Origin of the sequence: Dethiosulfovibrio salsuginis (genome assembly GCF_900177735.1) — a bacterium.
Lineage (GTDB): Bacteria > Synergistota > Synergistia > Synergistales > Dethiosulfovibrionaceae > Dethiosulfovibrio > Dethiosulfovibrio salsuginis.
In genome coordinates, this window is record NZ_FXBB01000008.1 from 42,826 (window position 1) to 66,536 (window position 23,711).

19 protein-coding genes are annotated in these 23,711 nt (G+C 56.6%); 13 read left to right on the forward strand and 6 right to left on the reverse strand.

What is annotated here, in order from left to right; translation table 11 throughout:
* Positions 1-2: 2 nt before the first annotated feature.
* Positions 3-977: a hypothetical protein gene (locus tag B9Y55_RS04595; RefSeq protein WP_085544191.1), complete on the reverse strand. Its 975-nt coding sequence runs from the start codon at positions 975-977 to the stop codon at positions 3-5.
* Positions 978-1,091: 114 nt separating this feature from the next.
* Between B9Y55_RS04595 and B9Y55_RS04600 the strand changes: the two genes are divergently transcribed.
* From B9Y55_RS04600 to B9Y55_RS04610, 3 genes are all read left to right on the forward strand, one after another.
* Positions 1,092-1,649 (forward strand): hypothetical protein, encoded by a 558-nt coding sequence (locus tag B9Y55_RS04600; protein ID WP_085544192.1) that lies wholly within the window; start codon positions 1,092-1,094, stop codon positions 1,647-1,649.
* A 46-nt stretch (positions 1,650-1,695) separates the two neighbouring features.
* The gene (locus B9Y55_RS04605; protein WP_085544193.1) at positions 1,696-2,874 is read left to right on the forward strand and encodes a trans-sulfuration enzyme family protein; all 1,179 of its coding nucleotides are present in this window, start codon (positions 1,696-1,698) and stop codon (positions 2,872-2,874) included.
* A gap of 95 nt (positions 2,875-2,969) precedes the next feature.
* On the forward strand, positions 2,970-3,161 hold the full coding sequence (locus B9Y55_RS04610) for a hypothetical protein (protein ID WP_085544194.1): 192 nt from the start codon (positions 2,970-2,972) through the stop codon (positions 3,159-3,161).
* Between the two features lie 112 nt (positions 3,162-3,273).
* Here B9Y55_RS04610 and hydG read toward each other — a convergent pair whose 3' ends face one another.
* Entirely contained in the window at positions 3,274-4,692 is a 1,419-nt protein-coding gene (hydG, locus tag B9Y55_RS04615) for a [FeFe] hydrogenase H-cluster radical SAM maturase HydG (RefSeq protein ID WP_085544195.1), read from the reverse strand.
* Between the two features lie 61 nt (positions 4,693-4,753).
* On the reverse strand, positions 4,754-5,011 hold the full coding sequence (locus B9Y55_RS04620; RefSeq protein ID WP_085544196.1) for a TM1266 family iron-only hydrogenase system putative regulator: 258 nt from the start codon (positions 5,009-5,011) through the stop codon (positions 4,754-4,756).
* Positions 5,012-5,126: 115 nt separating this feature from the next.
* Here B9Y55_RS04620 and B9Y55_RS04625 point away from each other — a divergent pair, with 115 nt between their 5' ends.
* The 9 genes from B9Y55_RS04625 (at position 5,127) to B9Y55_RS04665 (ending at position 15,470) form a co-directional block, all read left to right on the forward strand.
* Positions 5,127-5,843: a DNA alkylation repair protein gene (locus tag B9Y55_RS04625; protein ID WP_085544197.1), complete on the forward strand. Its 717-nt coding sequence runs from the start codon at positions 5,127-5,129 to the stop codon at positions 5,841-5,843.
* Between the two features lie 279 nt (positions 5,844-6,122).
* Complete coding sequence (locus B9Y55_RS04630) at positions 6,123-6,728, forward strand: LysE family translocator (RefSeq protein WP_085544198.1); 606 nt, start codon at positions 6,123-6,125, stop codon at positions 6,726-6,728.
* 20 nt (positions 6,729-6,748) lie between these two features.
* Positions 6,749-7,468 carry a B3/B4 domain-containing protein gene (locus B9Y55_RS04635; protein ID WP_085544199.1) on the forward strand — a complete coding sequence of 240 codons (720 nt, stop codon included), beginning with the start codon at positions 6,749-6,751 and terminating at the stop codon, positions 7,466-7,468.
* A gap of 396 nt (positions 7,469-7,864) precedes the next feature.
* Positions 7,865-8,290, forward strand: a complete 426-nt coding sequence (locus B9Y55_RS04640) for a DUF2000 domain-containing protein (RefSeq protein ID WP_085544200.1) — start codon at positions 7,865-7,867, stop codon at positions 8,288-8,290.
* Positions 8,291-8,462: 172 nt separating this feature from the next.
* The gene (locus B9Y55_RS04645; RefSeq protein ID WP_085544201.1) at positions 8,463-9,422 is read left to right on the forward strand and encodes a radical SAM protein; all 960 of its coding nucleotides are present in this window, start codon (positions 8,463-8,465) and stop codon (positions 9,420-9,422) included.
* Positions 9,422-10,435 (forward strand): AIR synthase-related protein, encoded by a 1,014-nt coding sequence (locus B9Y55_RS04650; RefSeq protein ID WP_085544202.1) that lies wholly within the window; start codon positions 9,422-9,424, stop codon positions 10,433-10,435. Before B9Y55_RS04645 ends, B9Y55_RS04650 begins: the two co-directional genes overlap by 1 nt.
* A 132-nt stretch (positions 10,436-10,567) precedes the next feature.
* A complete protein-coding gene (locus B9Y55_RS04655) occupies positions 10,568-11,155 on the forward strand; it encodes a TetR/AcrR family transcriptional regulator (protein WP_159448230.1) in 588 nt (195 codons plus the stop codon).
* Positions 11,152-12,411 (forward strand): efflux RND transporter periplasmic adaptor subunit, encoded by a 1,260-nt coding sequence (locus B9Y55_RS04660; protein ID WP_085544204.1) that lies wholly within the window; start codon positions 11,152-11,154, stop codon positions 12,409-12,411. The genes B9Y55_RS04655 and B9Y55_RS04660 overlap by 4 nt, the downstream gene beginning before the upstream one ends.
* Entirely contained in the window at positions 12,408-15,470 is a 3,063-nt protein-coding gene (locus B9Y55_RS04665; protein WP_085544205.1) for an efflux RND transporter permease subunit, read from the forward strand. The genes B9Y55_RS04660 and B9Y55_RS04665 overlap by 4 nt, the downstream gene beginning before the upstream one ends.
* A 298-nt stretch (positions 15,471-15,768) precedes the next feature.
* On the opposite strand, the gene B9Y55_RS04670 is transcribed toward B9Y55_RS04665, so the two are convergent.
* The 3 genes from B9Y55_RS04670 to B9Y55_RS04680 form a co-directional block, all read right to left on the reverse strand.
* Positions 15,769-17,790, reverse strand: a complete 2,022-nt coding sequence (locus tag B9Y55_RS04670; protein ID WP_085544206.1) for a methyl-accepting chemotaxis protein — start codon at positions 17,788-17,790, stop codon at positions 15,769-15,771.
* A 131-nt stretch (positions 17,791-17,921) separates the two neighbouring features.
* Positions 17,922-18,401: an AbrB family transcriptional regulator gene (locus tag B9Y55_RS04675; RefSeq protein WP_159448231.1), complete on the reverse strand. Its 480-nt coding sequence runs from the start codon at positions 18,399-18,401 to the stop codon at positions 17,922-17,924.
* A 239-nt stretch (positions 18,402-18,640) separates the two neighbouring features.
* Positions 18,641-19,753 (reverse strand): M20/M25/M40 family metallo-hydrolase, encoded by a 1,113-nt coding sequence (locus tag B9Y55_RS04680; RefSeq protein WP_085544208.1) that lies wholly within the window; start codon positions 19,751-19,753, stop codon positions 18,641-18,643.
* 338 nt (positions 19,754-20,091) lie between these two features.
* On the opposite strand from B9Y55_RS04680, the gene B9Y55_RS04685 reads away from it, so the two are divergent.
* Complete coding sequence (locus B9Y55_RS04685; protein ID WP_085544209.1) at positions 20,092-23,628, forward strand: translocation/assembly module TamB domain-containing protein; 3,537 nt, start codon at positions 20,092-20,094, stop codon at positions 23,626-23,628.
* Positions 23,629-23,711 lie beyond the last annotated feature (83 nt).

The following is a 23,711-nucleotide window of genomic DNA, read 5'->3' on the forward strand; positions in this document are numbered from 1 at the left end:
CCTCACCGGTCGGGCCTGGCTATGTGGCGGAGGTCGTCGCAGAACCAGTCGTATATAGTCTCTTTAGGCTCTTTAACCTCCCTCAGCTTTTCCAGGCTCGTCCCCAGAATGAAGAGAGGATTTGCTGGCTCGATAAGCGGCCTCTCCCAGGGTGCCAGCCTGGCCTGAAGGCCGTCCAGCTCCCTCTCGTCGTCGGCGATCAGGAGTATCATCGTCCAGTTCTCCTGATCCGCCGAGTCGAAATCGCTCCATCCCGGGATGTAGACCCGCCTCTGGCCCAACATGAACAGGTGGATATGGCCTATCTGGGTCAGGACATCCTCGGTGTTCCCCGGCTTGAAGCAGAAAAGCCTGTCGGCGTTTTGCAGCTTAAAGCGATCGGTTGGGCGGGTTTCCATGGTCCTGTAGTGGTCGAAGTCGTAGCCGCTTCTCAGCAGCACGTCTACCTCCACCGATCCCGTTGGGCACCCAGTTTCTTTGATCCACTCGGTTAGCTTGGCATCTCCTGGGGCGGGGAACTCCCTGGCCGCAACTCCCCACCGGTTAAACCTGTCGCAGAAGGAACGGACCAGGGGACTTTCCTCCCAGCTGAAACGGAAGGAGTCGCCGTCGAGGCGGTAAAGGTCCTCCCCCTGAAGGTATGGGACCACCGGCAGGGACTCGCCGACGGAGAACTCCTTCAGTCCCCATCTCCCCAAAAAGGCCCTGTCGATCAGATGCTGAACCTTGGTCCTCCAGAGAGACCTGGACGGGTCTTTTACCTCGTAAGGAGAGGCCGGTATCCCCATATCCACGGCAAGCCTGGCCCTTTCCTCCATCCCCTTCTCCGTAAGGATAGCCCCTGTCCCCTCTATCCCTTTTGCGAGACCAAGCCGGAGGAGCTCCTCCAGGCCCTCCGCGTCCTCTCCTGCCAGGGCCAGCGATTCGTGGTCCCAGCAGGGATTCTCTTCGTCGAAAAGCAGCGTCAGTGCGGTCATGTCCATACCTCCTTCTTTTTTTCTACTCAGGATATACTTTAGGGGTTCAAAAAGCCATAGATAGTCCGTCAATGTATAATATCCGGGTGATCCGATAATTCAGGAGGGGTTTGAATGTTAAAAAGGATGTCGACCGTTTTAGCGGTCCTTTGTCTCTTAGCTGGGGCGGCCAGCCAGGCTCGGGCTGAAACCGTTGCGGAATATGTGCAGAGGACTTATCCCGAGATGGACGAGGTTGTCTCGTCGGTTCTCGGATCTTTAGGGACCATGTCCACCTGGGAAAAGCTCTTCGTCGATAGGCTTGCGACCTTGACCCCTGAGAGCCAGAGGTCCTACGCCACCAGTCTCGCTATGGACGGCAGAATAACCGCCGAGGACCTGGCGGAGCTTCCGGTAAACCTAACTTTGCCCGAGGATCCTGCGGAGATAATAGCCCTTTTAACCGAGCACGTCCGTGCGGACTACTGGCCGGGATTTTACCGGCGGCACAGCTTTTCCGTCCATCGTCAGCTTAGACACTGGGCCGAGACGGCGGAGAGGCGATACGACGATCCTGAGCTCTGCAAAAAACTCATAGAGATCTTTTTCGCCATGGTGGAGGGAAAATACGACGGTCCTATGGAGATAGAATATCGGCCCACCAGCAGGGATATACATAGGCCCGCCGAGTGATACAATGGTATTAGTGAACCGCCAACATAAAGGAGGTAATTTCGGAATGACCTATCGTTTTGAGACAAAATGCGTCCACAGTGGCAACCACCCCGATCACGAGACCGGAGCCCTTTCCACCCCTATCTATCAGACGTCCACCTTTGCGTTCAAAAACGCCGACGAAGGCGCCAAGAGGTTTAAGGGCGAGGAGGAAGGCTATATCTACACCAGGTTAGGCAACCCCAACCACACCGCTGTGGAGGAAAAGATAGCCGCCCTCGAGGGAGGGGAGGCTGCGGCGGTAGCGGCTTCCGGTATCGGAGCCATAGCGTCGGTGCTTTGGACCGCCCTCTCCAGCGGCGATCACGCCATAGCTGCCAGATCTCTCTACGGCTGCACCTACTCCCTGATGGCCCATCAGTTCCCCCGTTTCGGAATAGAGTCCACCTTTATGGACCTTAGAGACCTGGACAAGGTCAAAGACGCCCTGAAGCCCAACACCAAGGTTATCTACTGCGAATCCCCCGCCAACCCCACCATGGACCTGGTGGACATACAGGCGCTGGCGAAGATAGCCCACGACCACGGAGCCATGCTCATAGTGGACAACACCTACTGCACACCGGTGATCCAGAGGCCCCTTGAGCTCGGCGCCGACGTGGTGGTTCACTCCGCCACAAAATACCTCAACGGACATGGCGACGTAATCGCCGGTATCGTGGTGGGGACCAAGGAGTTTATCGGAAAGGTTAAGATGGAGGGCCTTAAGGACCTAACCGGTGCCACTTTATCCCCCTTCGACGCCTATTTGCTCCTTAGGGGCATGAAGACCCTTCACGTCCGAGTTCCTCGTCACTGTGAAAGCGCCATGAAGATCGCCCAGTTCCTTGAGAGCCGTCCCGAGGTGGCCAAGGTCAGCTATCCCGGCCTGGACTCCTTCCCACAGAAGGAGCTGGCGGACAGACAGATGGCCCTCTACGGGGCGATAATAACCATGGAGCTGAAGGACGGTTTCGACGCTGGTAAGAAGTTCATAAACTCCGTCAAGCTCTGGATTCTGGCGGTTAGCCTGGGGGACACCGAGTCGCTCATCCAGCACCCCGCGTCTATGACCCACTCGGCTCTCTCCGACGAGGAGCAGCTTGAGGCTGGCATCTCCAAAGGGCTTATCCGTCTCTCCGTCGGCCTGGAGGCCCCGGAGGACCTGATAGCCGACCTGAAACAGGCCTTCGAGGCGATCTAAAATAAAGAGCCCTTGCCCGTACATCGGGCGAGGGCTTTGCCTTTACTGGAATTAGCCTGGATGTTGTTGTATCATCGAAGAGAGGAGGAGTGTCTATGACTAAGTTAGCGACCTATATGCCTAGTTTTGTTCTAGGAATTGCTGCTGTCTTGGATCTTGGGGGGACTTTAAAGGACCCTATTTCCGACAAAGATCCTCTTGAGAAAGATATGGAGGCCCTTCGCTCCGACTGGTTAGCAGTAGGAGAGGACCTTAGGTCGGCTATGTCCGCTGTCCAAAATGACTAAGCTCCGTGGTGGCCTCCATGTTTAACTCCATTTCAGTGCAAAAAGGATGCCGAAGACAGCTAAAGCCACCCCGACAGCGGGGTGGCTTTTTTGGGTTCCCATATGGAACGGCTCAGAACCGGAAGTCCCTGATACCCTGCTCTATCTTGCCCAATCGGTCCATGACCACTCCACGGACCTTCTCCTTGGGGATGTTGCCCAGCTCCCTGGTGATGAGCGATTCACCGATGGACTTGGTATCGGTTGAGGCGTAGTCCTCCAGGTATTCCTTCAGGGTCATGAGGGCGTTGGGGTGACAGCAGTTCTGGATTTGGCCGCTCTTGCACAGGCTCATGAACCGGTCCCCCGTCCTGCCCTCCCTGTAGCAGGCGGTGCAGAAGCTGGGGATGTAGTCCATGTCCATAAGCCACCGGATGACCTCCTCAAGGGTCCTCTTGTCGCTGGTGTCGAACTGCTCCGAGTTGTCGTCGTCACTCTCTGGCTCGCAGTATCCTCCGACGCTGGTCTTTGATCCTCCGCTGATCTGGGATACCCCTAGGTGCAATACCCTCTCCCGGCTCTTTTGGCTTTCCCTGGTGGAGACGATCATGCCGGTGTAGGGAACCGAGACCCGAAGGCAGGCCACTATCTTGGCGAAGGTGTCGTCGTCTATGCCGTTGTCGAAGGTGGAGGGGTCGATATCGTCGGCCTTCCTTATCCTCGGTACGCTGATGGTGTGAGGGCCTACGCCGAAACGGGCCTCCAGGTGCTCGGCGTGCATGAGCAGCCCGGCGAACTCGTAGCGGTAAAGCTCCAGGCCGAAGAGGGCCCCTATGCCGACGTCGTCGATTCCCCCCAGCATGGCCCGGTCCATGGCCTCGGTGTGCCATTTATAGTCGTGTTTTGGCCCCGCGGGGTGGAGTTTTTCGTAGCTCTCCCTGTGGTAGGTTTCCTGAAATAGGATATAAGTCCCGATCTCGGCGTCTCTGAGGCTTCGGTAGTCCTCCACTGTGGTGGCGGCTATGTTGACGTTCAGCCTCCTGATGGCCCCGTTTTTGTGGGTGCAGCTGTATATGGTATCTATGCTCTCCAGGATATAGTCGATAGGGCTCATGGTCGGGTGTTCTCCCGACTCGATGGCCAGTCTCTTGTGTCCCATGTCCTGAAGGGCGGTGACTTCTCGTTTGATTTCCTCCTGGGTGAGCTTTTTCCTGGCGATGTTCTTGTTCGTCACGTGGTAGGGACAGTACACGCAGGAGTTTATGCAGTAGTTTGATAGGTATAGGGGAGCGAAGAGGACTATTCTATTGCCGTAGAAGTCCTTCTTTATCTGCTCCGCCAGGGCGAATATCTCCTGGTTTTTATCCTCAAGCTCGCAGGCAAGGAGGACCGAGCCCTCTCGGTGGGATAGCCCCTTCCTTGTTCTGGCCTTGTCCAGGATCTCGTCTATGAGGGCCCGGTTTGTCCTGTTCTCGTGAGCCCATGCCAGGCTCTCGGTTATCTCCTGGTGATCTATAAATTTCCCTGCTTCGTTCGATTTTGGATCGTACATTTGAAATCGTCCTTTCTTCGTCGGGTCAGAGATGTCTTTCCCTTCAGTAAAAGATTAGTTTTTATTCCTCTCCCTTGAGCTTCGCGTAGGTCGTCTTGGCGGTTACCCCGGGCAATTTCCCCAGTTTGCCCGACAGGGCGCTGATCTCGTCGTTAGGGGCGTCCATGGCGATGCTGATGATGCTTATCTCCCTTTGCTGGTATGGGAGCCCCATCCTGCCGATGATCCACTTTCCGTAGTTATGGAGTATGGAGTTCAGCTCCTCCACCGAGTCCTTGTCCTCGACGATGATCCCTATGATTGCCACTCTGGTTTCCATGATTTCCCCCCTTCCCGTTTGTGCTATGTTTCTCATTCTAACACAGTTCTCATAGACCTGAGAGGGCTTTTCGTTGCTAAAATGGGAATATACGTCTTACAGCAGGAGGATGAGTATGAGCGATCTAATAGATAGGATACGTGGCGAGCTCCGAGATAGCTCCAGCGAGGAGTTCAGGGAAAGCGGCAAGAGGTTCTTCAAAGAGGAGGTCCGTCTTTACGGCGTGAGGACCCCTGCGGTCAACGGCATAGCGAAAAAATACATTGGGCCCGTAAAATCCCTCCCTAAAACCGAGATGTTCTCCCTCTGCGAGGAGCTATGGCGTTCCGGCATCTTGGAGGAATGCTTCATAGCCTGTAACTGGGTCTACGCAAATAGGGACCGTTACGACGAGGGAGATTTTTCCGTCATGGAGCGATGGGTTGAGACTTACGTGGACAACTGGGCCACCTGCGACACCTTCTGCAACCACTCGGTGGGTTTCATGGTGGAGTCCTACCCCGGCTTGGTTGAGAGGCTCAAGGTCTGGACCGGCTCTCCAAGCCGCTGGATGAGGAGGGCCTCGGCGGTGTCGTTGATAGTCCCCGCCAAGAAGGGCCTCTTCAAAGGCGAGGTCTTTCAGATCGCCGATATCCTTATGACCGACGGCGACGACATGGTCCGAAAGGGTTACGGATGGCTCTTGAAGGTCACCTGCGAAAAGCACCAGGACGAGGTTTTCGACTACGTCATGGAACACAGGGACGTCATGCCCCGCACCTCCCTCAGGTACGCCATAGAGAAGATGCCGAAGGACATGAGGGCCCAGGCGATGATGAGGCCGGACAAGTAATCCTTTCCGTGAGGAATGAATCAGTCTTTTCGTGATTCCAAAATCGAATATTTGGTCTTATAATTATCCTCGTATTCCCCCCTTCCAGGATCGGGCCGGTAACCTCTCCTGGGTTTGGCCGAAAGGTCTAGGGCCCCGTCGGGACTTGATCCCCGACGGGGCCCTTTTTTGCGTCTATTTTTTGTGAACGACAGGTAGATAACTACACCTGTCGTGATTTTTGGTGTAGAATTGCGGGACTTCGTCAGTTTAGAACTTTACGTGAAAGGAGGGGCTGTATTGAGCGAGATAGATTTTGCGGCGTTGGTCCCTTTTGTGGTGATAACCCTCTACACCCCCGGTCCCAACAACGTCAGCAGTGCGGCCATGGCCGCCAAGTTCGGCATGAGACGGACGTGGAGCTATATGTACGGCATAGCCACAGGATTTTTTCTTCTGTTGACCCTCTGTGGGCTTTTCTCTGGAGGTTTGATGACCGCCGTTCCTCAACTTGAGGGGATCGTTAAGTGGGTCGGTGCGGCCTACATACTCTGGCTGGCATGGGGTCTGGTCAAGGAGAAACCAGGGGGAGACTCGACCAGCAAGGGGGAAGTCGCCAGGGGGTTCGTCAAGGGAATGATCCTCCAGTGCGTCAACGGTAAGGCGGTGGTGTTCAGCCTTACCCTCTACACAGTGTTCTTTAGCTCCATACTTTCCAGGCTTGGCCCGGTCCTTCTCTCCGCTCTGGTCATAGCGGTGGTGTGCCTGTTCTCCCTGATCCTCTGGGCCTCCTTCGGGGCGGGGATCGACCGATTTATGGGCAGCTCCTCAAAGAGAAGGGCGCTGAACTACTGTTTTGCCCTCATGCTGGTGGTCACGGCGGCTCAGGTTGCTGGGTTGCTTTAATCCAAAAATTGGAGGTAGTTATGAAAATAAATATATGCGACGGTGTTTTCGACAGATTCCAGGGATATCACAGGGCGGTGGTCCTGGTCAGAGGTGCGAACAACCGGGGAGAGGAGCCCTCCCTCCTTTCCAAGCTCCGAGAGGCCGAATCGGCGGTCCGCCAGGAGGTGGGATCCTCGGACCACAGGGATATCCCCGCGATAGCCTCCTGGGTCGAGGTGTTCAGGTCACTGGGGATAAACCCCAACAAATATCCCCCCTCGGTGGCCAACCTTATAAAACGCACAGTAAAGGGGACCGACCTGCCCTTCGTCAACAAGCTGGTCTGTATCTTCAACGTGATCAGCCTGAGACACAAAGTTCCCTGCGGTGGGGACGACCTGTCGGTGGTCACAGGAGACCTTAAACTCGATTTTGCCACAGGGGACGAATCCTACGTCCCCCTTGGAAAGGCCGACGTCGTGGAGCACCCAGAGCCTGGAGAGGTGATCTACTTCGACGACGGAAACGGAGACGTGTTCTGCCGTGGCTGGTGTTGGAAGAACGGCGACAGGAGCAAGATAACCGAGGAAACCGAGGACGTCGCCATAAACGTCGAGGGAATGCCTCCGGTCTCCGTCGAGGACCTGTCTCTTATGGCGGAGGAACTGGCACAGATGGTCAGGGATCACTGCGGAGGAGAGGTCTCGATCCATCTCCTTGGCCCGGACAGTCCCTCCATATCTTTAGAGAATCTCTGAAAACGTTGCTCCTCGGAGAGATCGTTCCGACGTAGCCCACTTGAGCCCGTATACTCGACATGCCGCCTTTGAGTACGGATGGGGCGACAGGACGTCGCCCCAAGCCGAGGGGGCACAGGACGTGCCCTCCGAGGCGGTTCGTACGGAACAGGCAGGTCGAGTATACGGTTGGGCCAGGGCGCAGTCGGGACGGTCTCTCCGAGGGGACTCAAAAGTGAGTTTTTAGAGATGCCCTTTAGACTGATAGTGTGGGGGAGGGGCTTACGCTCTTCCCCCGTCTTTTTTCACAGGAAATCCCAAAAGCTGGTACACTAGACACAGGCCCCGAACAGGTGGGGAGACGGAACGGCGGGTTTTTCTCCGTCGCAACATTTGAAAGGGGAGATTTGACGAACTATGGATTACGACTACAGAGAGAGAAAGTCGGTTATAGTGCTGAACGCCAAGCTGAAGATAGGGGTTGCTCTTACGGTTGCCGCCCATCTTGGCACCTCCATGGGAGCCTTTGGAGAGGACCACATGGGAGTGGAATGGCTTACCGATAGATCCGGTGTCCGTCACAGAGGGCTGCCTCGCTACCCAGTGGAGGTCTTCAAGGGCAAGGTCGCCCAGCTCAGGGAGGCTCTGAACAAGGCCAGAGAGACCCCCGAGCTCATGGTGGTGGACTGTCCATCTGTCTTCTTGGACACCGCTGGAGACGGCGAACTGTCCCAGACCTTGGAGGATATGGACGAGCAGGAGCTGGATTACATGGGCATATTGATCCACGGTCCCAGGGATGCGGTCGACAGCCTCACCAGCCGTTTACGTCCTTGGTGGTAAGCTTTTAGACGTAGAGAGATAGCCGAGCTCCCTGATGGGTGGCTCGGCTGTCTCTTTTTTGTAATTGGTCCAGAAAGCCGTGAAAATCCGTTCTTCTGGGTATACCATCTGTGGCTTGTGAGATGTATTCTCATTATGACTACAGAGATATCGTCCTGAAGGGGGTCTTTTCATGCAAGTTTTCGGTCCTGTCCCGTCCCGTAGGCTGGGGAGAAGCCTGGGGATCAACCACATCCCTCCCAAGGTGTGCAGCTACGCCTGTCGCTACTGTCAGCTGGGAAGCACTCTGAATATGTCCATAGATAGGCGAAACTTCTTCGAGCCGTCTTCGATAATCGCCGAGGTCGGCAGAAAACTGGAGGAGCTGAGAGAATCGGGCGATCCGGTGGACTACATGGCGTTCGTCCCGGACGGCGAACCGACGCTGGACCTGAGGATAGGGGAGCTGGCCCGGGGGCTGAAGGGCTACGGAGTTCCCCTTGCGGTGATAACCAACTCGTCCCTGATAGGGGATAGGGAGGTAAGGGAGGACCTTATGGCCTTCGACTGGGTTTCCCTCAAGGTCGACGGGGCGACCGAGCCTGTATGGCGGTTCGTTGACAGGCCTCATAAGGGGCTGTCCTTCGACGGAATAATGGAAGGCCTCAGGGCTTTTTCCTCGGATTATAGGGGGCATCTGGAGACCGAGACCATGTTGCTGGCAGGGGCCAACGACCAAGACGACCATCTGGAGGCCCTGGCCGCCTTTTTATCCGCTTTGTCGCCGGACGTCTGCCGTCTCTCCTCTCCCACCAGGCCCCCGGCGTGTCCCGACGTAGCCTGTGTCGACGAGGAGCGGCTGGCGGTCGCCACCGCTATATTGGAGTCCCAGGGGCTGAACCCGATGATCCTGAACGCCTACGAGGGAGACGATTTCACCAGGACCGGTGACGCCAGGGAAGGGTTACTCTCCATAATGTCGGTCCACCCCATGAAGGAGGCGGCAGTAGCCCGTTTCCTGAGGGAAGAGGGTGACGATATGGCCATCGTCGAGGAGATGGTCGCCAGTGGAGACGTGACCCGGACGTCGTGGCGAGGGGACGTCTTCTACGCCAGGAACCTCCGGAAGGCAAATAGAGAGGGAGGTCGCTGATGTCCAAGTTCTCCAGGTCCGTCATGGACCGAGCGGTCTACGGTCCGCTTGCCTCCCAGCCCAAGGATCGGTCGGTCATGTTGGGGAGCCTTTTCGGCGAGGACATCGCTCTGGTGGACACAGGGTCGTCCCTCCTGGCCTCCCACGTGGACCCCATCGTCGGTGCGGCCGAGGGCTTGGGGCGGCTGGCGATCCACGTGGCCTGCAATGACCTGGCCGCCAGCGGGGTCAGGCCTAGATGGGCCCAGATACTGGTGCTGACCCCTGTCGGCGGCGATGACTTGCTCAAAAAGGTTATGGAGGAGGCTGTGGCTGCGGCCAAGGGTATATCGGTCACAATAATAGGCGGTCACAGTGGCTACACCGCCGCCCTTTCCAGGACTCTCGCCGCGGTGACAGCCATGGGTATCGCCCAGGACCGAGTCATCCCCACCGGCGGAGCCAAGGAGGGCGATGTGGTCTGCATAACCAGAGGCGTCGGCCTCGAGGGGACCGCCATCCTAGCCTGGGACTACCGGGAAAAATGTCGGTCCCTGGGCCTTTCCGATTCGGATATCTCCGAGGCGAGGGCCCTTGCGGACGAGCTGTCGGTGGTCAAAGAGGCTCTGAAACTCGCCTCCCTCGGTGCGACCGCCATGCACGATCCCACCAGGGGAGGGGTGCTGGAGGCCATGGCGGAGATGGCCCATGGAGCTGATCTCTCCTTTAGGATAGATCAGGCCTCCCTTCCCGTTCCCGTCGTGGTGGAGCGTTTTTCACTGGCCTTCGGTTTCGACCCTATGAGGATGATCTCCTCCGGGGCGCTGGTGGTGACGTTGCCTCAGGACATTCTTGAACGAGCCAGGGCCGAGCTCCAGGGCATAGTTTCCCTCTACCCTGTCGGCGTGGTAGAACCCGGCGTCGGAGTGAGGTTAACGTCCGATCTGGGAGAGAGGCTGTTTGAATCCCCGGAGCCCGACTTCGACGAGCTTGCCAGGCTTCAGGTAGATCTGGGATCCCCTGAGGGGACATAGGCTATCTCTAAAACTTACGTTAGAACTCCCTCGGAGAGACCGTTCCGACGAAGCCCCCCTTGCTTTCGGAGAAGGGGGGCTTTAAAATGGAACTGAGCAAACAAACGTTTGACCGAGGAGGTAGTCATGACGATGGACAGTTCAATGGATGTGCTTATAGAGGCAGGCAAGGAGCTTTTCTCCACAAAGGGCTACATGGGGACGTCGGTAAGGGAGATAGCCAGAGCGGCAGGGACCAACGTGTCAATGATCTCCTACTACTTTGGGGGCAAGGAGGGGCTTTACCGGGAGATCCTGGGAGGGCTCGTCTCGGAGGTGAAGGGGCTTTTCGACGATCCGTCGGTGGGACTGTTGTCGCCGATGGAAAGGGTGGCCCACTATGCTAGGTCGGTGTCCAAGGTCCACGACGAGAACCCCTGCCTGGCCAGGATACTGCACCACGAGATGAACTCTCCAAGCCCTATGCTGGAGGAGCTTCAGAGGGAGGTCTTTCCCAGGGTGTTCGGTTTTTTGGTAAAGGCGTTTAAGGACGGTATAGGTCAGGGGGTCTTTCGGGACGACGTGGACCCCAAGGTAATGAGCTACTGTCTGGCCTCGATGGTCAACTTCTACCGTTTTCAGAGGGACCTGGTGCGGAGCTTCAGCCCTAACCTGGTGGAGGAAGGATCTGACTTCTCTGAGAAGGTCCTCAAGGTGTTTTTTAGGGGGGTTATGGCTTGAGGATAAAGAGGATTTTGTGGTTACTTCCGGTAATGGCAGGGGTGGCTGCGGTGATCTTCGCCGCAAAGCTTCGAGAGGATCCTCCCTCGGTGGTCCTGGACGGAGAGATAAGCGTCCCAGTCAGGGTCGCAAAGGTCCGGCGTTACGATGGAACTCCTTGGATATCGGGCTACGGGGTTGTGTCTCCCTCCAGGGTATGGCACGGAGTGGCGGACGTCTCCGGCAGGGTCGCCTACGTCAACCCCCGTCTGAAAGAGGGCGAGCTGGTGTCCGAGGGCGAGGTCATGGTTAAAGTCGACGACCAGGTGTATCAGCTGGCGGTGGATCAGCAGGAATCGGCGCTGAACCAGGCCAAGTGGGAACTCCAAAGCTTGGGTGTCCAGGAGCGTCATGAGAGGGAGTCACTATCCATAGCTAAAAAGTCCCTCGCCCTGTATCAGAAGGACCTGGAACGCTACAGGGGACTCCTGAAAAAAGATTCAACCAGCCAGTCGGAGGTGGACAGGCTCGAGAGGCTCTACCTTGGCGAGAGGCAGAAGGTCCAGACCCTCGAGTCGGCCCTGGCCCTCATGCCCAGCAGGGTGGAGACCCTGAAGGCCAAGATGGCGTCCCTTGAGGCCGCTCTCTCAAAGGCGAAGCTGGACCTGGCCCACTGCGTGATGTCCGCTCCTTTCGACGGAAGGGTGGCGGGGGTGGCGGTGGAGGGATCCCAGTTCGTCCCCCAGGGACGGGAGCTCCTGAGGGTCGAGGACGTGGCGTCTCTGGAGATTCCGGTCAAGATAGGCCTGGATCGGATGGAGGTCCTCGGCCTGTCCGACAAGGGGATCGTCGAGGCAGACGTGATATTTCAGGGGCGGGATGGCAGTTTCAACTGGAAGGGACATCTCGATCGAGGATCTCATGCGGTGGACCCCTTAACCAGAACGATCGGCCTGATAATTCGGGTCGACGACGTCACATCGAAAGAGGGGTTGGAGTTGGTTCCCGGGATAACCTGTAACGTCAGGATATTCTGTCCCTCCTCCTCCGTGGTGATGGAGATACCGAAGGAGTCGGTCAGGGACGGTATGGTCTACGTGGTGGACTCGAACTCCCGTCTCGAGTACAGAGATGTGAGGATGCACCGAGCGGAGGGCGAGGGAGCGTTGGTTCTCTCCGGCCTGACGGAGGGGGAGACGGTGGTGATCTCCGAGCTAGAGGCCCCTGTGCCTGGGATGAAGCTTAAGCCCTTTGATCTGGAGGATGGGCGAAGATGATCCGCTTCTTCCTTCGACATCCCACGTCGGCAAACCTGATGATGGCGATTTTCATGATATTGGGGATGATGGCTTTGCCGGAGCTAAGGAGGGAGACATTCGTTGACTTCCTGCCAAAACGGGTCTCCGTCACTGTGGCCTACCCTGGTGCGACCGCCGACGAGGTGGATGAGTCGGTCGTCCAGCTCGTCGAGGACGCCATATCGTCGGTTAGGTACGTCCGGGAGGTGAGGTCCGAGTCCAGGGACGGTCTGGGGATCGTCACGGCGGAGATGGAGCCCGACTGGGACAGCTCGGTATTTTTAAACGACATCAAGACCGAGGTCGAGGCCATCGACGACCTGCCCGAGGACGCCGAAAAGCCCGTCGTCAGGCTTTTAGGGCAGACCAAGCCGGTGGTCTCCCTGGCTGTGACCGGTCCGATGGAGCCGTCGGTGCTGAGGGCCTATAGCAGGAGGATAAGGGACGAAATAAGGGCTCTGCCCGGGGTGTCTCAGGCCCAGCTTTCGGGCTTCTCCGATCGACAGTACCAGGTTATGGTGTCCCTTCCCCTGCTAAGGCAGCACGGCCTGACCGTGGGAGACGTGGTCAGATCGGTGGGATCTCAGAACGTGGACCTTCCGGTGGGCTTTATAGAGTCCTCCGCCAGAAAGATCTCCCTCAGGGTCGCAGAGAGGCGCAGGAGCAAAGAGGCCCTTGATTCCATGGTGATATCCGAGGGACCGGACGGGGGACGGATCCTCCTGGGGGACGTTGCTGATGTCCTGGACGATTTCGAGGTGGAGGAGGATAAAATACTCTTCGACGGCGAAAGGGCCGCCTTTATAGTCGTCAGCAAGACCGACACCGAGGATTCTCTGAGGGTGTTGGATGAGATCAAGGGATACCTGAAGGGCAAGACTCCCCAACTGCCCCCTGGGGTCTCTATCAGCCTGACCGATGACTACACGACCATCGTCAGGGACAGATTGGATATGCTACTAAAAAACGGTTTCCAGGGCTTCCTCCTGGTTTTTACAACGCTGTTTTTGTTTTTCAACGGCAGGTACTCCCTGTGGGTCGCCATGGGGTTGCCTGTGTCTTTTCTTGGCGCTCTGTTCCTTTTTCCGATACTTGGTCAGACCCTCAACATGGTGTCCATGGTGGCCCTTCTTATGGGGCTTGGGTTGGTGATGGACGACGCCATAGTGATCTCGGAGAATATCGCCAAGCACCTCGCCATGGGCAAGAGGCCTCTAGATGCAGCCGCCGACGGCCTCAAAGAGGTTTGGACCGGGGTCCTTTCGTCCTTTTTGACCACAGCTGCGGTTTTCGTGCCTCTTTTGACAATACAGGGGCAGATGGGCAGGGTGTTTCAGCCCATACCGGTGGTGCTTCTCTCCGTCCTGGCGGTCAGCCTGGTGGAGGCTTTTTTCATACTGCCCCATCACCTGGCCCACTCAAAGGATAGAGTTGGGTTTACGGATAAATACAGAGAGAAGGTTAACCTCGGCATGGTCTACGTCAGGGATCGGTGGGTCATGAGGGTCGTAGACAGGGCGGTGGACAACCGCTACTGGACCCTGGGCCTGACGGTGTTCCTCCTGCTGGGCTCTCTCGCCCTGGTCATAGGGGGAGTAGTTAAGGTCCAGGCCTTCGCCGACATGGACGGAGACGTCCTCGAGGCCAGAATAACGATGCCCCAGGGAACCTCCCTGTCCCAGACCGAGATGGCTGTTGATTTTATCGTAGAGGCGTCCAAGTCCATGGACCTATCGGACATGGTTACCCATAGGGCGGTGGAATACGGGATACACCGGGGCCTGGACGAGAGGGGGTCCCACGTTGCAACCGTCAAGGTCAACCTGATACCTGCGGATAAGCGTGGCTTCACCGTGGATCAGCTGGTGGACTCCTGGAGCTCCGCTGTGGGTCAGATACCGGGGGTCCTGTCCCTGACCTTCGCCGAGCCGACTTTAGGGCCTCAGGGAAGGGCCATAGAGATCCGCCTTAAGGGGGCCGACCTCGGAAGGCTCAAAGATGCCTCTATCGACCTCCGTCGCTGGCTTGAGGGGATTCGTGGCGTGAGAGACCTGGACGACGACATGAAGCCCGGAAGGCCTGAGATAGTGCTAAAACCCCTTCCTGGAGTCTTGGCCATGGGTCTTCCCTCCGGCGAGATCGCTAGGCAGGTCAGAAGGGCCTTTTACGGCGAGGTGGTGGACTCGTTCCAGGTGGGGGCGGAGGGGTTCGAGGTCAACGTCAAGCTCAGCGATAAGGACGTGGAGGACGTTCGCAGCCTGATGGATCTCCCTGTGGCCCTCCCCGGTGGGGCTGATGCCCCTCTCGGCAGCCTGGTATCGCTGGAATACGAGAGGCCATGGAGCAGAATACACAGGCTGAACGGGGTCAAGACCGTGACGGTCGTGGGTGACGTGAACACAGCACTGGGCAACACCGCCGACATACTCACCTATATGAGACAGATCTATCTGCCCGAGTTTGAGCGAAAATATCCAGACCTGTCCATGACCCTGGACGGAGAGGCAGGAGAGATGGGGGAGACCCAGGCGTCCATGAAGAGGGCCCTTCTGCTGGGAGTGCTCGGCATATTCGTCCTGCTGTGTTTCCAGTTCAGAAGCTACATAGAGCCTCTGGTGGTGCTTCTTGCCATCCCCTTCGCCTTTATAGGCGTGATCTCAGGGGCGCTGATAATGAACATACCTCTGAGCATGCCCGGGATAATGGGGTTCGTCTCCCTCGCCGGTGTGGTGGTGAACAACTCGATACTGCTGGTGGAGTTCATAAGGATGGGGATGGAGCAGGGGCTTTCGGTCGTCCAGGCGGCTAAGGGGGCCAGCGGTGACAGGTTCAGGGCCATATTCCTGACGACTATGACCACCGTGGCGGGAATGGTCCCTCTGATGTTCGAACGAAACCTTCAGGCCCAGGTGCTGATCCCTCTGGCTGTGAGCGTCGTCTTCGGCCTCATAGGAGCAACCCTTTTGGTGCTGGTGGTCCTTCCGTCCCTCTACGCCATAATGGACGACAGAGGGTGGGTCAGGCCAATAGAGAAATAAAAAGACAGTGGAGCCGATTCAAAGTCCGGCTCCACTGTCTTTAGGGCATCTCTAAAAACGCTGATCCTCGGAGAGATCGCTCCGACGAAGCCCATTTGAGCCCGTATTTTCGACATGCCGTAGTGTAGTACGAATGGGGTGACAGGACGTCGCCCCAAGCCGAGGGGGCACAGGACGTGCCCTCCGAGGCGGTTTGTACGGAACAGGCAAGTCGAAAATACGTTTGGGCGAAACAGGGCGTAGGCGGAGCGGTCTCTCCGAGGGACTCAAGTGTGAGTTTTTAGAGATCCCCTTTACTCTAAGATCTCACCTGAGGGACAATACTTCCCTTTTTCTTGAGCTTGAAGTACTCCACCGCTTTCTCCATATCGTTGCTGAGGGCCACAAGGTCCTCCGCCGAGCGGGCCATAAGGTCGAAGGCAGCTCCCGCCTCGGTCATTCCGTTGGTGATCGATTTGAGTGCGTCGGCTATCTGCTTGGTGTTTGTCGATATGTTATCCACCCCTGACGCCATCTCCTCGGTGCTGGCGGACTGTTCCTCCGCAGCTGCGGCTATGGACTGGACGTTTTCGGTTATGGAGCTCATCTTCTCCACCACCAGGCCGAACGCCTCTTTTGTCTGGTCGGTGCGATTTACGAGGTCCTCTATAAGGCTGGAGGACCTTTCCTGGTCCTTTGCGGCGGCCTTGGTCCTGTTTATGATCTCCTCTATGAGGGTTCCCACGTTTTGGGCGGCCCTGTTGCTCTCCTCCGCCAGCTTTCTCACTTCCTCAGCCACGACGGCGAAGCCTCTGCCGTGTTCCCCTGCCCTGGCCGCTTCAATGGCCGCGTTGAGGGCTAAGAGGTTGGTCTGATCCGCTATGGTGGTTATGGCTGTGACGAACTGGCCTATAGAGTCCACCGACGAGTCCAGGCTCTTTATGGCCTCTCCCACCTGATGCTCTGAACGGGAGACCTCCTTTATGACATCCACCATGGCCTCAAGGGCCTTGCTACCGTTTTCCGCCTCCTGGGAGGATATCTCCGCCGACTCTCCGACGTGGACGGCGTTCAACGCCCCTGACTGGGAACCCTCGGCTACCTCCGCCAGGTTTAGGCTTGTCTGTTCCACCGTGGACGCCGTGTCCTGGGCCATCTCGTTTCCCCTAACCGTCATCGCCAGCACCTGTTCCGCAGTGGCGTTGGCCTCCTCTATGGCGGCGTTGACGTCTTGGGACCTGTCGAGCACCGTCTTTGCGCTGTCGCTTATGGTCGTCATCGCCGATGAGACCTGTTCGGTCATGGAATCTATGGCGTTCCTAAGCTCCACCATTTCCTTCATGGAGGATCGGTCGTCTATGGAGACGTTGAGGTCTCCTGTGGCTATCTGTTTCATGGCGGAAACAGCCTTCTCCACGGGCCTGGCGATGCTTTTCGCTATGAAGAAGGATATCACCGCGATCAGGATTATGAGCCCCGCTGTGATCATGAGGATTGTGTTTCTCATTTTGACGACTGGGACGACAAACTCGTCCTGATAGGCCGACGTAAACACCAGCCAGCCCGTCATAGGAGCGGGGCAGAAGGCCGCCAGCTTGTCCTTTCCCTCGAAGGGGTAGCGGTCAACGCCCCTGGCTCCCGACATGGCCTTTTTGACTATATCCGCCAGGACCTTGGGTATGAGCTTGCTTTCCTTGGAGGTGTCCAGAGTTCCCTGGAAGTCGTCGTTAGGGTGAATGACGACGATTCCCCTTTTGTCCAAAACGAAAACGTAACCTGTCTCCCCCCACTCAAAGTCGGCCATGGCGGATCTCAGGTCGTTGAGGGGGATTCGTCCGCAGAGGAGTGCCCCTGGCTTTGACGCTCCGTCGGTAAAGACAGGGGTGGCCACAACCACCACCATCTCCCCTGTCTTTTGGGATCTTATAGGATCGCTGAGGACCGGCTTACCTGAGGAGAACGCCTGTTTTATATAGGCCCGATTTCCAAGGTCCAGTACGGTGCCGTCCATATAACGGGCGTTACCGTTGGGCTCTACGATCCACAGTTCCTGTATCCCTGTGGTCGAGACGTTCAGGCTCTCTAGGTAGGCCTTTTGCCTATCCCAGTCGAGAGAGCGAATCTCCGGGGCCGACGACATCAGGGCAACCGCCCTCATCTCCGCTTTTACGTAGCTGTCCACCATCTTGCTGATCGCATCGGTCAGGGCGATGCCCTCTTTCTCCGCTGCCACAGTCAGTGCGATGCCTGAGCGGTTTATAGCTATCAGGCCCAACGTTCCAAGCCCTAAAAGACCTACCATCACGAATACCGCTATGAGCCTTCCTTTAAGAGTCTTCATTTATTCCCCTCCCCAGTTTTTATCACCCTATACTCTAACATTGTACATGAACAGGGCGCCAGTATCTACGGAGGGGATAGGATTATTATGTATGGGCTTTTCAGATCGAGTTTGTCGGGTTTTTTATCCCTCTAGCGGCTGAGGTATTTTGCGATAGCTGGAACGGTTATGAGAACCAAGGTTATCCTTGAGACGTGAAACATGAGGGCTAAAGGGGCGTTGGCCTCGCTCTCGGTGGCCGCTAGCCCCAGCCCTGACAGTCCTCCAGGGGATGCAGCAAAGAGGGAGGTAAGTATGTCCATACCGAAAAAACGGGATAATATCAGTGCTACCGTGACTCCCAGCCCGAGCATGACCACCGAGTAGCCTAATGCTACGGGGATCATAGAGGGAAGAGCCTTTACCGAGCTCACGTCGGAGTTAAAGACGATGGCTCCGGCAACTAAAAGCTGGGATACCACGCTGAGCCAGCGGCTTCCCTCCATTCCCGGCAGAAAGGCGATTTTTACCGCCAGACCTGCTATCATGCCGCCGACCATTATGCCCGACGGTATTCTCATCGCGTGTCCTAAAAAGCCGCCTAATCCGACCGCCATCCATATTATCGTCATATGGCTCAATATTTAACCTCTCCCCTTAAAGACAGGGGACCCCCGTCTAGGGGATCCCCGTTACATCTCTCTCAGGCCTGGTGGGCCTTCTGACGGATGGCGCGGTATTTCTCGATGATCTCTTTTCTCCAAAGAACACAGGCGGAGAGCAGGAGATATGCGACGACGAAGTTGAACGCGTTCAAAAAAACCCCTCCTTTTTAACCTCGGCTTTCAAGGTTACAGTATAGCACAGCGATTTAGTCTTTTGTCATCATGTTCAGCGTGGCTCTGGCCATGGTCTCTATGCTCTCTATGGAGATATGCTCCTCGGTGGAGTGAGCCCTTTGATAGCCTATCCCAAGGTTTACCGCAGGTAGCCCTTTGTAGTTGAGGACGTTGGCGTCGCTCCCCCCCCCTGTGGAGGTGACCTTAGGGGTAAGCCCTATTTCCCCGAGAGCTCTGGAGGCCTCTAGGACGACGGGAGATTCTTTGCTCAGTGAGAATCCAGGGTACTTATCGTCGATTTTCTCCTCCAGGCTGGCTCCGTAATCGGCGACCGCCTTTTTCATGGTGCTCCTCATGTGGTTGAGCTGGTCTTTGAGCTTGCCTTCGTTCAGCGACCTGGCCTCCGCCTTTATCTCCACCCTATCGCATACCACGTTTGTGGCGTGTCCCCCTCTTATGGCCCCTACGTTGGCGGTGGTCTCCTCGTCGATTCGGCCTATTTTCATCGAGGATATGCCTCGAGAGGCGGCTTGGATGGCGTTGACCCCTTTTTCCGGGGCCACCCCGGCGTGGGCGGCTACGCCTATTACGTTCCACGTCAGCGCCGTGGCAAAAGGTGCGGTCGCTATGATAGCTCCTGGGGCGGTAGAGCTGTCCAGGACGAAGGCCATCGACGATTTGAGGCTCGATGTGTCCAGGGCTTTAGAGCCCCATATGCCGTTTTCCTCGGACACGGTGAATATTATCTCAAGCCCAGGGTGGGGTAGGTCCTTTTCGACCACCGTCCTGAGGGCCTCCATAATTATGGCGATGCCCGCCCTGTCGTCCGCCCCGAGGACGGTGGTGCCGTCGGAGAAGACCGAGTCACCTTTCACTATCGGCCTAGTGGGGTGGGGAAGGGGAACTGTGTCCATGTGGGCCATAAAGGCCTTCCAGTTTTCCATGCCCTCCGAAGGCGGAAGGGTGGCTATTATGTTGCCGTGATCGCTTCCGGTTTTTTCCGTCGTCTCGTCGACGGTGACCTGGAGGCCGAGTTTTTTGAGCTCCGGGATTAGAGCCTCCGCTACAGGACGCTCCTTTCCCGATGGAGCCATTATCTGAGCTAGTTCGATAAAGTTCTTGATCAATCTCTGATTGTCTATCATACCTAAAACCTCCCGGAAGTTTTTTACCCTATTATAGCTCAATTCTCAGGTTACCTTCGATGCTTTTAGGTTGTTAAGGCGTTTAAGGGGTTGATCTATGCTGACTATATATGGATCCATCGAGTTAAGATCGGTAATCCTGCGTAGCCTGACATTGGATCAAGTTTCCCTCAAATCTGGTATCATGACAGAAAGAGTGTGCTGTGGATTTAGGGTTTTTCACCGCCTAAAACGGCATATATAGTGGATAACCTTCTATCCAACGCTAATCCACATGGAAAAACACCGCTTATCCACAGACTTATCCACTATATCCACATTCACGGAGGAGAGTTTTTATGAAGAAAAAGACGCTAATTCCGGCCCTTGTGCTGGTGGCGCTCGTATCGTTGGGGACAGGAGCGACTATACTGCCCTGGGGAGGGGGATTCCTTAAAAAGGGGTTTGTCGAGGGGATAGGATCCCTTGGAGCGATCTCCGGCGATATAGGCACTATAGGAGGAAATCCCATAAGAGGCTACGATATAGGCGACCTGTCTCTGAACGACCTTGAGGGTAATTTGATCCTTAAGGCCTCTAAGGTCGGTTTTTCCCTCGACTTGAGGGCTTTGCTCTCGAAGAAGGTTCGACTCGATAGGGTTTACGTCGAGGAGGCTGTCCTTGACGAAGGCAGGCTGGCCGACCTGATTCCGTCGGAGCGGACTGACGGAACGGTGGAGGTCGAGGTAGGGGAAATCGCCCTTTCCGATATCTCCGCCCTAAACGGCCAATGGTCCCTCCTATCCGCCGCTGTATCTCAGGACAGCGGCCTATGGTCTGGGACCTTTTCGTCGAAGGTTAAAGGCACTCCTGTGGAGGGCGACATAAAGGTCAAGGTTGAGGAGGGCCGGGTATCCCTCCTGTCCGCCTCGGTATTAGGACTTGGAGGGGAGGCACAGATGTCCGGTCCCCTCCATCCCTCTTTGGGGCTCGTCGGTAGCCTGAAAGGGCTGTCCATAGGGGATATCTCTGGATTGTTTTCCTCTAAACCAGTAGCCCACGGCACGGTGGGGCTGGACTTTCGGCTTTCTGGAACTATGGATAACCCCGTTGGACTGGGAGATATAGTCCTGGAGAACGGTGGCGTAGGCCGTTTTGAGGTCCCTGGGCTGAAGGGAAACTGGAGCTACGGAAACTCTAAGCTCGTTTTATCCAACTGGCGAGGGTCCGCTTCCGGTACCACCATATCCGGCGACATGGCTTTGACCATAGGTGGGGTGATGGCCCTGTCCGCCGCACTGGAGGCCGCCGATCTCGATCTAAAGTCTCTGTTCGGAGACGATCCCAGGGCTAAAGACCTATCGGGCAATATAGGTGCCCTGTCTTTAGAGCTAAAGGGGCCTGTAGATCGGCTGGACGCTCGGTTTTCCCTTGAGAAGGGAGACATACTCTACGATGGAATGAAAATCTCCGCCCTGGAGGGCAGGGGGGACATGAAAGCGGGGGCTCTGGCTCTCGACCTGTCCGCCTCGGTTTTAGGGGGAACCGCCGGGGTTAAAGGTCAGGTGAACGTAGCTAAAAACGACTTAGCCCTGACAGTAGCCTTTAGAAACGTCGACGCCGATGGGCTCTTGGCCTTCGCAGGTGTGAAGGATCAGGGCCTCAGCGGTGCTTTGAACGGCGACTTTAAAGTTACGGGGAAAATCGTCGATCCTCAGATCTCCGGCTCGGTGGCGTCGCCCTCCTTAAAGGGCTATGGAGTGGTTCTGGTTTCGCCGGAAGGCTCTTTTCGCTACCGAAACGGTCAGGTGGAGATCTCAAAGCTCTCCGTAAATATAGGCAAAGGGAGGATCTCGGGGAAAGGGACCGTTAAGGTCGACGGCATGGCGGTCTCTCTTAAGGGAGATCTTGCCGGTATTACCGGTGAAGGCCTCACAGCGGCGTTCCCCGATTTGGCGGGACTGGGGCTGTCAGGGGCTCTGGGAGGGTCCTGGAGCTATTCCTCCAGAGGATCGGGCTTTGGTACCTTCAATCTGGGGCTTTCCTCCCAGTCCTTCTCTCTGGCTGAGGCCTTCCCTCTGAAAAACCTTTCCGCACAGGCCCTGATCGACGGGAAAAAGGTTGAGGTAAAAAAGCTCTCCGCAGGGCTTTACGGCGGTTCTCTCTCTCTTTCTGGGGTGGCTCCTCTGGCCGACTCAGGGGCTATGAGCTTCAAAGGCACGCTCGCCTCCGTCGACGGTGCTCAGTTGATGAAGGCGGTAGGGACCGAGGGAAGCGGGAGGATCGATGGATCCTTTCAGCTTTCAGGATCTACCTCTAAACCTCATCTCGATCTGGATATAGGCTCTCAGAAGCTCCAGCTATCGGGACTCGCACTGGACGGTCTGAGATTTACCCTCAAAACCGAGAAGGACCGTCTTGTTTCCTCCCTAAAAGGGTCTTTGGCAGGTGTCCCTCTGACCGGGGGAGGCTGGGTAAGGCTGCCATCGGGCAAGGATAAAGGGGCTGTCGATCTGGAGGCCTCGGTGGACGGGCTGGATATAAAGAGCCTTCTCCCTAAAGGCGTCGAGATCGGTGGAAACGTCTCCACTAAGCTACATCTACTAGGACCTCTGGGCAAGACGAAGCTATACGCCAAAGGCTCCGCCCCTAGGTTACAGGTGGGAAATACGGCGTTTATGGGAGTCGAGCTAGGGGGCTATCTCGGCCAGGGTGACGTGATATCCTTCGATGGATCCAGCCAGTTCGGCGACCGGCGGATCAACGTTTCCTGTGACCTAAAACCCTCCGAGAAAGGGTGGAGTCTGGGCTTTAACGCCCACGGGAAGGACGTCAACCTCTATTCTCTGGCCTCCGGCCTGGAGGGAGTAGTGGAAGGCAGAGTAGACGTAGTTATGAAAGGCAGCTGGACCGGTGGGGCCCTGTCCGCCTCGGGAAAGGTCGCATCAAAGGAGCTCACCTCCAGTGGGGTAAAGATAAAGTCGGTCTCCCTCCCGATCACAGTAAAGGGGACCTCTCTTGCGGTAAAAGGGGGCAAGGCGGTCCTCTACGGAGGACCGGGAACCCTCAATCTGGACGTAGATCTGACGAAGAACACCTGGAAAGGCAGGGCGGAGGTCAAAAGCGCGGACCTCAAACCTCTGGTCGCCGACGCAGCCTCCCTTCCGGGGACGGTCTCAGGGACCATCGACCTCAGGCTCGATATGTCCGGCGTAGCGGGAAGGGCTTTTCTGGTCGACATAACCGGATTTTTAAAGGGAAGATCTATCGAGTTCTCCGGGTTTGAGGTCCTGAAGGGGGTCACCAAAGGCAAGCCCTTCAGGGTCAGAGATCTGTCGGCCAACTTTAACCTCGACGGTCAGGAGCTCTACATCCTTCCAGGCAGCAGGGCCTCCGCCTGGCCGGGAGACGAGGTGTATCGCTACCTTGAGGCCAGTGGCTCCATTAGGAGCGCTTCGCCTCAACAGAAGCAGGATCCTCTGGACCTGTCCTGCGGAGGGGAGGTTAACCTCAACGCCTTCAACGCTTTTCTCGGTGCCATGAGAACCCTGTTTAAGGCCAATATCCTGGAGGGGATCAAAGACCCCCGGGTTCTGGCGACGGACCTGCTGTCGGGGATAATAGGGGGATACTCATCTCAGGAGTTCAGGGATATAAGCCTCCACGTAGGTGGCAGTCCGGAAAATCCCGTTATATCCAAGCTTAAGATAAGCGATAAGCAGGGGTTGGGCATAGGAGGAGATGGTATGCCCTCCTCCCCTGGAGAGCCTAAAATAAGGATAAAGATAGACATTCCTACCGGCGAGGGCGGTGGCCAGGAGGTCGACGCTGGGGATCAGGTCAAGAAACAGCTTATGGAAGGCTTGCTAAAGCAGGTCGTAGGCGGGTCAGAGTAAAAAATAGCTAAAGGGAATCTCTAAAAACTCTAATCCTCGGAGAGATCGTTCCGACGGAGCCCATTTGAGCCCGTATACTCGAC

Bases quoted from the DNA above. Each gene is read 5' to 3' on its own strand.
- B9Y55_RS04595 (WP_085544191.1), bottom strand. From the start codon at position 977: ATGACCGCACTGACGCTGCTTTTCGACGAAGAGAATCCCTGCTGGGAC.
- B9Y55_RS04600 (WP_085544192.1), top strand. From the start codon at position 1,092: ATGTTAAAAAGGATGTCGACCGTTTTAGCGGTCCTTTGTCTCTTAGCT.
- B9Y55_RS04605 (WP_085544193.1), top strand. From the start codon at position 1,696: ATGACCTATCGTTTTGAGACAAAATGCGTCCACAGTGGCAACCACCCC.
- B9Y55_RS04610 (WP_085544194.1), top strand. From the start codon at position 2,970: ATGACTAAGTTAGCGACCTATATGCCTAGTTTTGTTCTAGGAATTGCT.
- hydG (WP_085544195.1), bottom strand. From the start codon at position 4,692: ATGTACGATCCAAAATCGAACGAAGCAGGGAAATTTATAGATCACCAG.
- B9Y55_RS04620 (WP_085544196.1), bottom strand. From the start codon at position 5,011: ATGGAAACCAGAGTGGCAATCATAGGGATCATCGTCGAGGACAAGGAC.
- B9Y55_RS04625 (WP_085544197.1), top strand. From the start codon at position 5,127: ATGAGCGATCTAATAGATAGGATACGTGGCGAGCTCCGAGATAGCTCC.
- B9Y55_RS04635 (WP_085544199.1), top strand. From the start codon at position 6,749: ATGAAAATAAATATATGCGACGGTGTTTTCGACAGATTCCAGGGATAT.
- B9Y55_RS04640 (WP_085544200.1), top strand. From the start codon at position 7,865: ATGGATTACGACTACAGAGAGAGAAAGTCGGTTATAGTGCTGAACGCC.
- B9Y55_RS04645 (WP_085544201.1), top strand. From the start codon at position 8,463: ATGCAAGTTTTCGGTCCTGTCCCGTCCCGTAGGCTGGGGAGAAGCCTG.
- B9Y55_RS04650 (WP_085544202.1), top strand. From the start codon at position 9,422: ATGTCCAAGTTCTCCAGGTCCGTCATGGACCGAGCGGTCTACGGTCCG.
- B9Y55_RS04655 (WP_159448230.1), top strand. From the start codon at position 10,568: ATGGACAGTTCAATGGATGTGCTTATAGAGGCAGGCAAGGAGCTTTTC.
- B9Y55_RS04665 (WP_085544205.1), top strand. From the start codon at position 12,408: ATGATCCGCTTCTTCCTTCGACATCCCACGTCGGCAAACCTGATGATG.
- B9Y55_RS04670 (WP_085544206.1), bottom strand. From the start codon at position 17,790: ATGAAGACTCTTAAAGGAAGGCTCATAGCGGTATTCGTGATGGTAGGT.
- B9Y55_RS04675 (WP_159448231.1), bottom strand. From the start codon at position 18,401: ATGACGATAATATGGATGGCGGTCGGATTAGGCGGCTTTTTAGGACAC.
- B9Y55_RS04680 (WP_085544208.1), bottom strand. From the start codon at position 19,753: ATGATAGACAATCAGAGATTGATCAAGAACTTTATCGAACTAGCTCAG.
- B9Y55_RS04685 (WP_085544209.1), top strand. From the start codon at position 20,092: ATGAAGAAAAAGACGCTAATTCCGGCCCTTGTGCTGGTGGCGCTCGTA.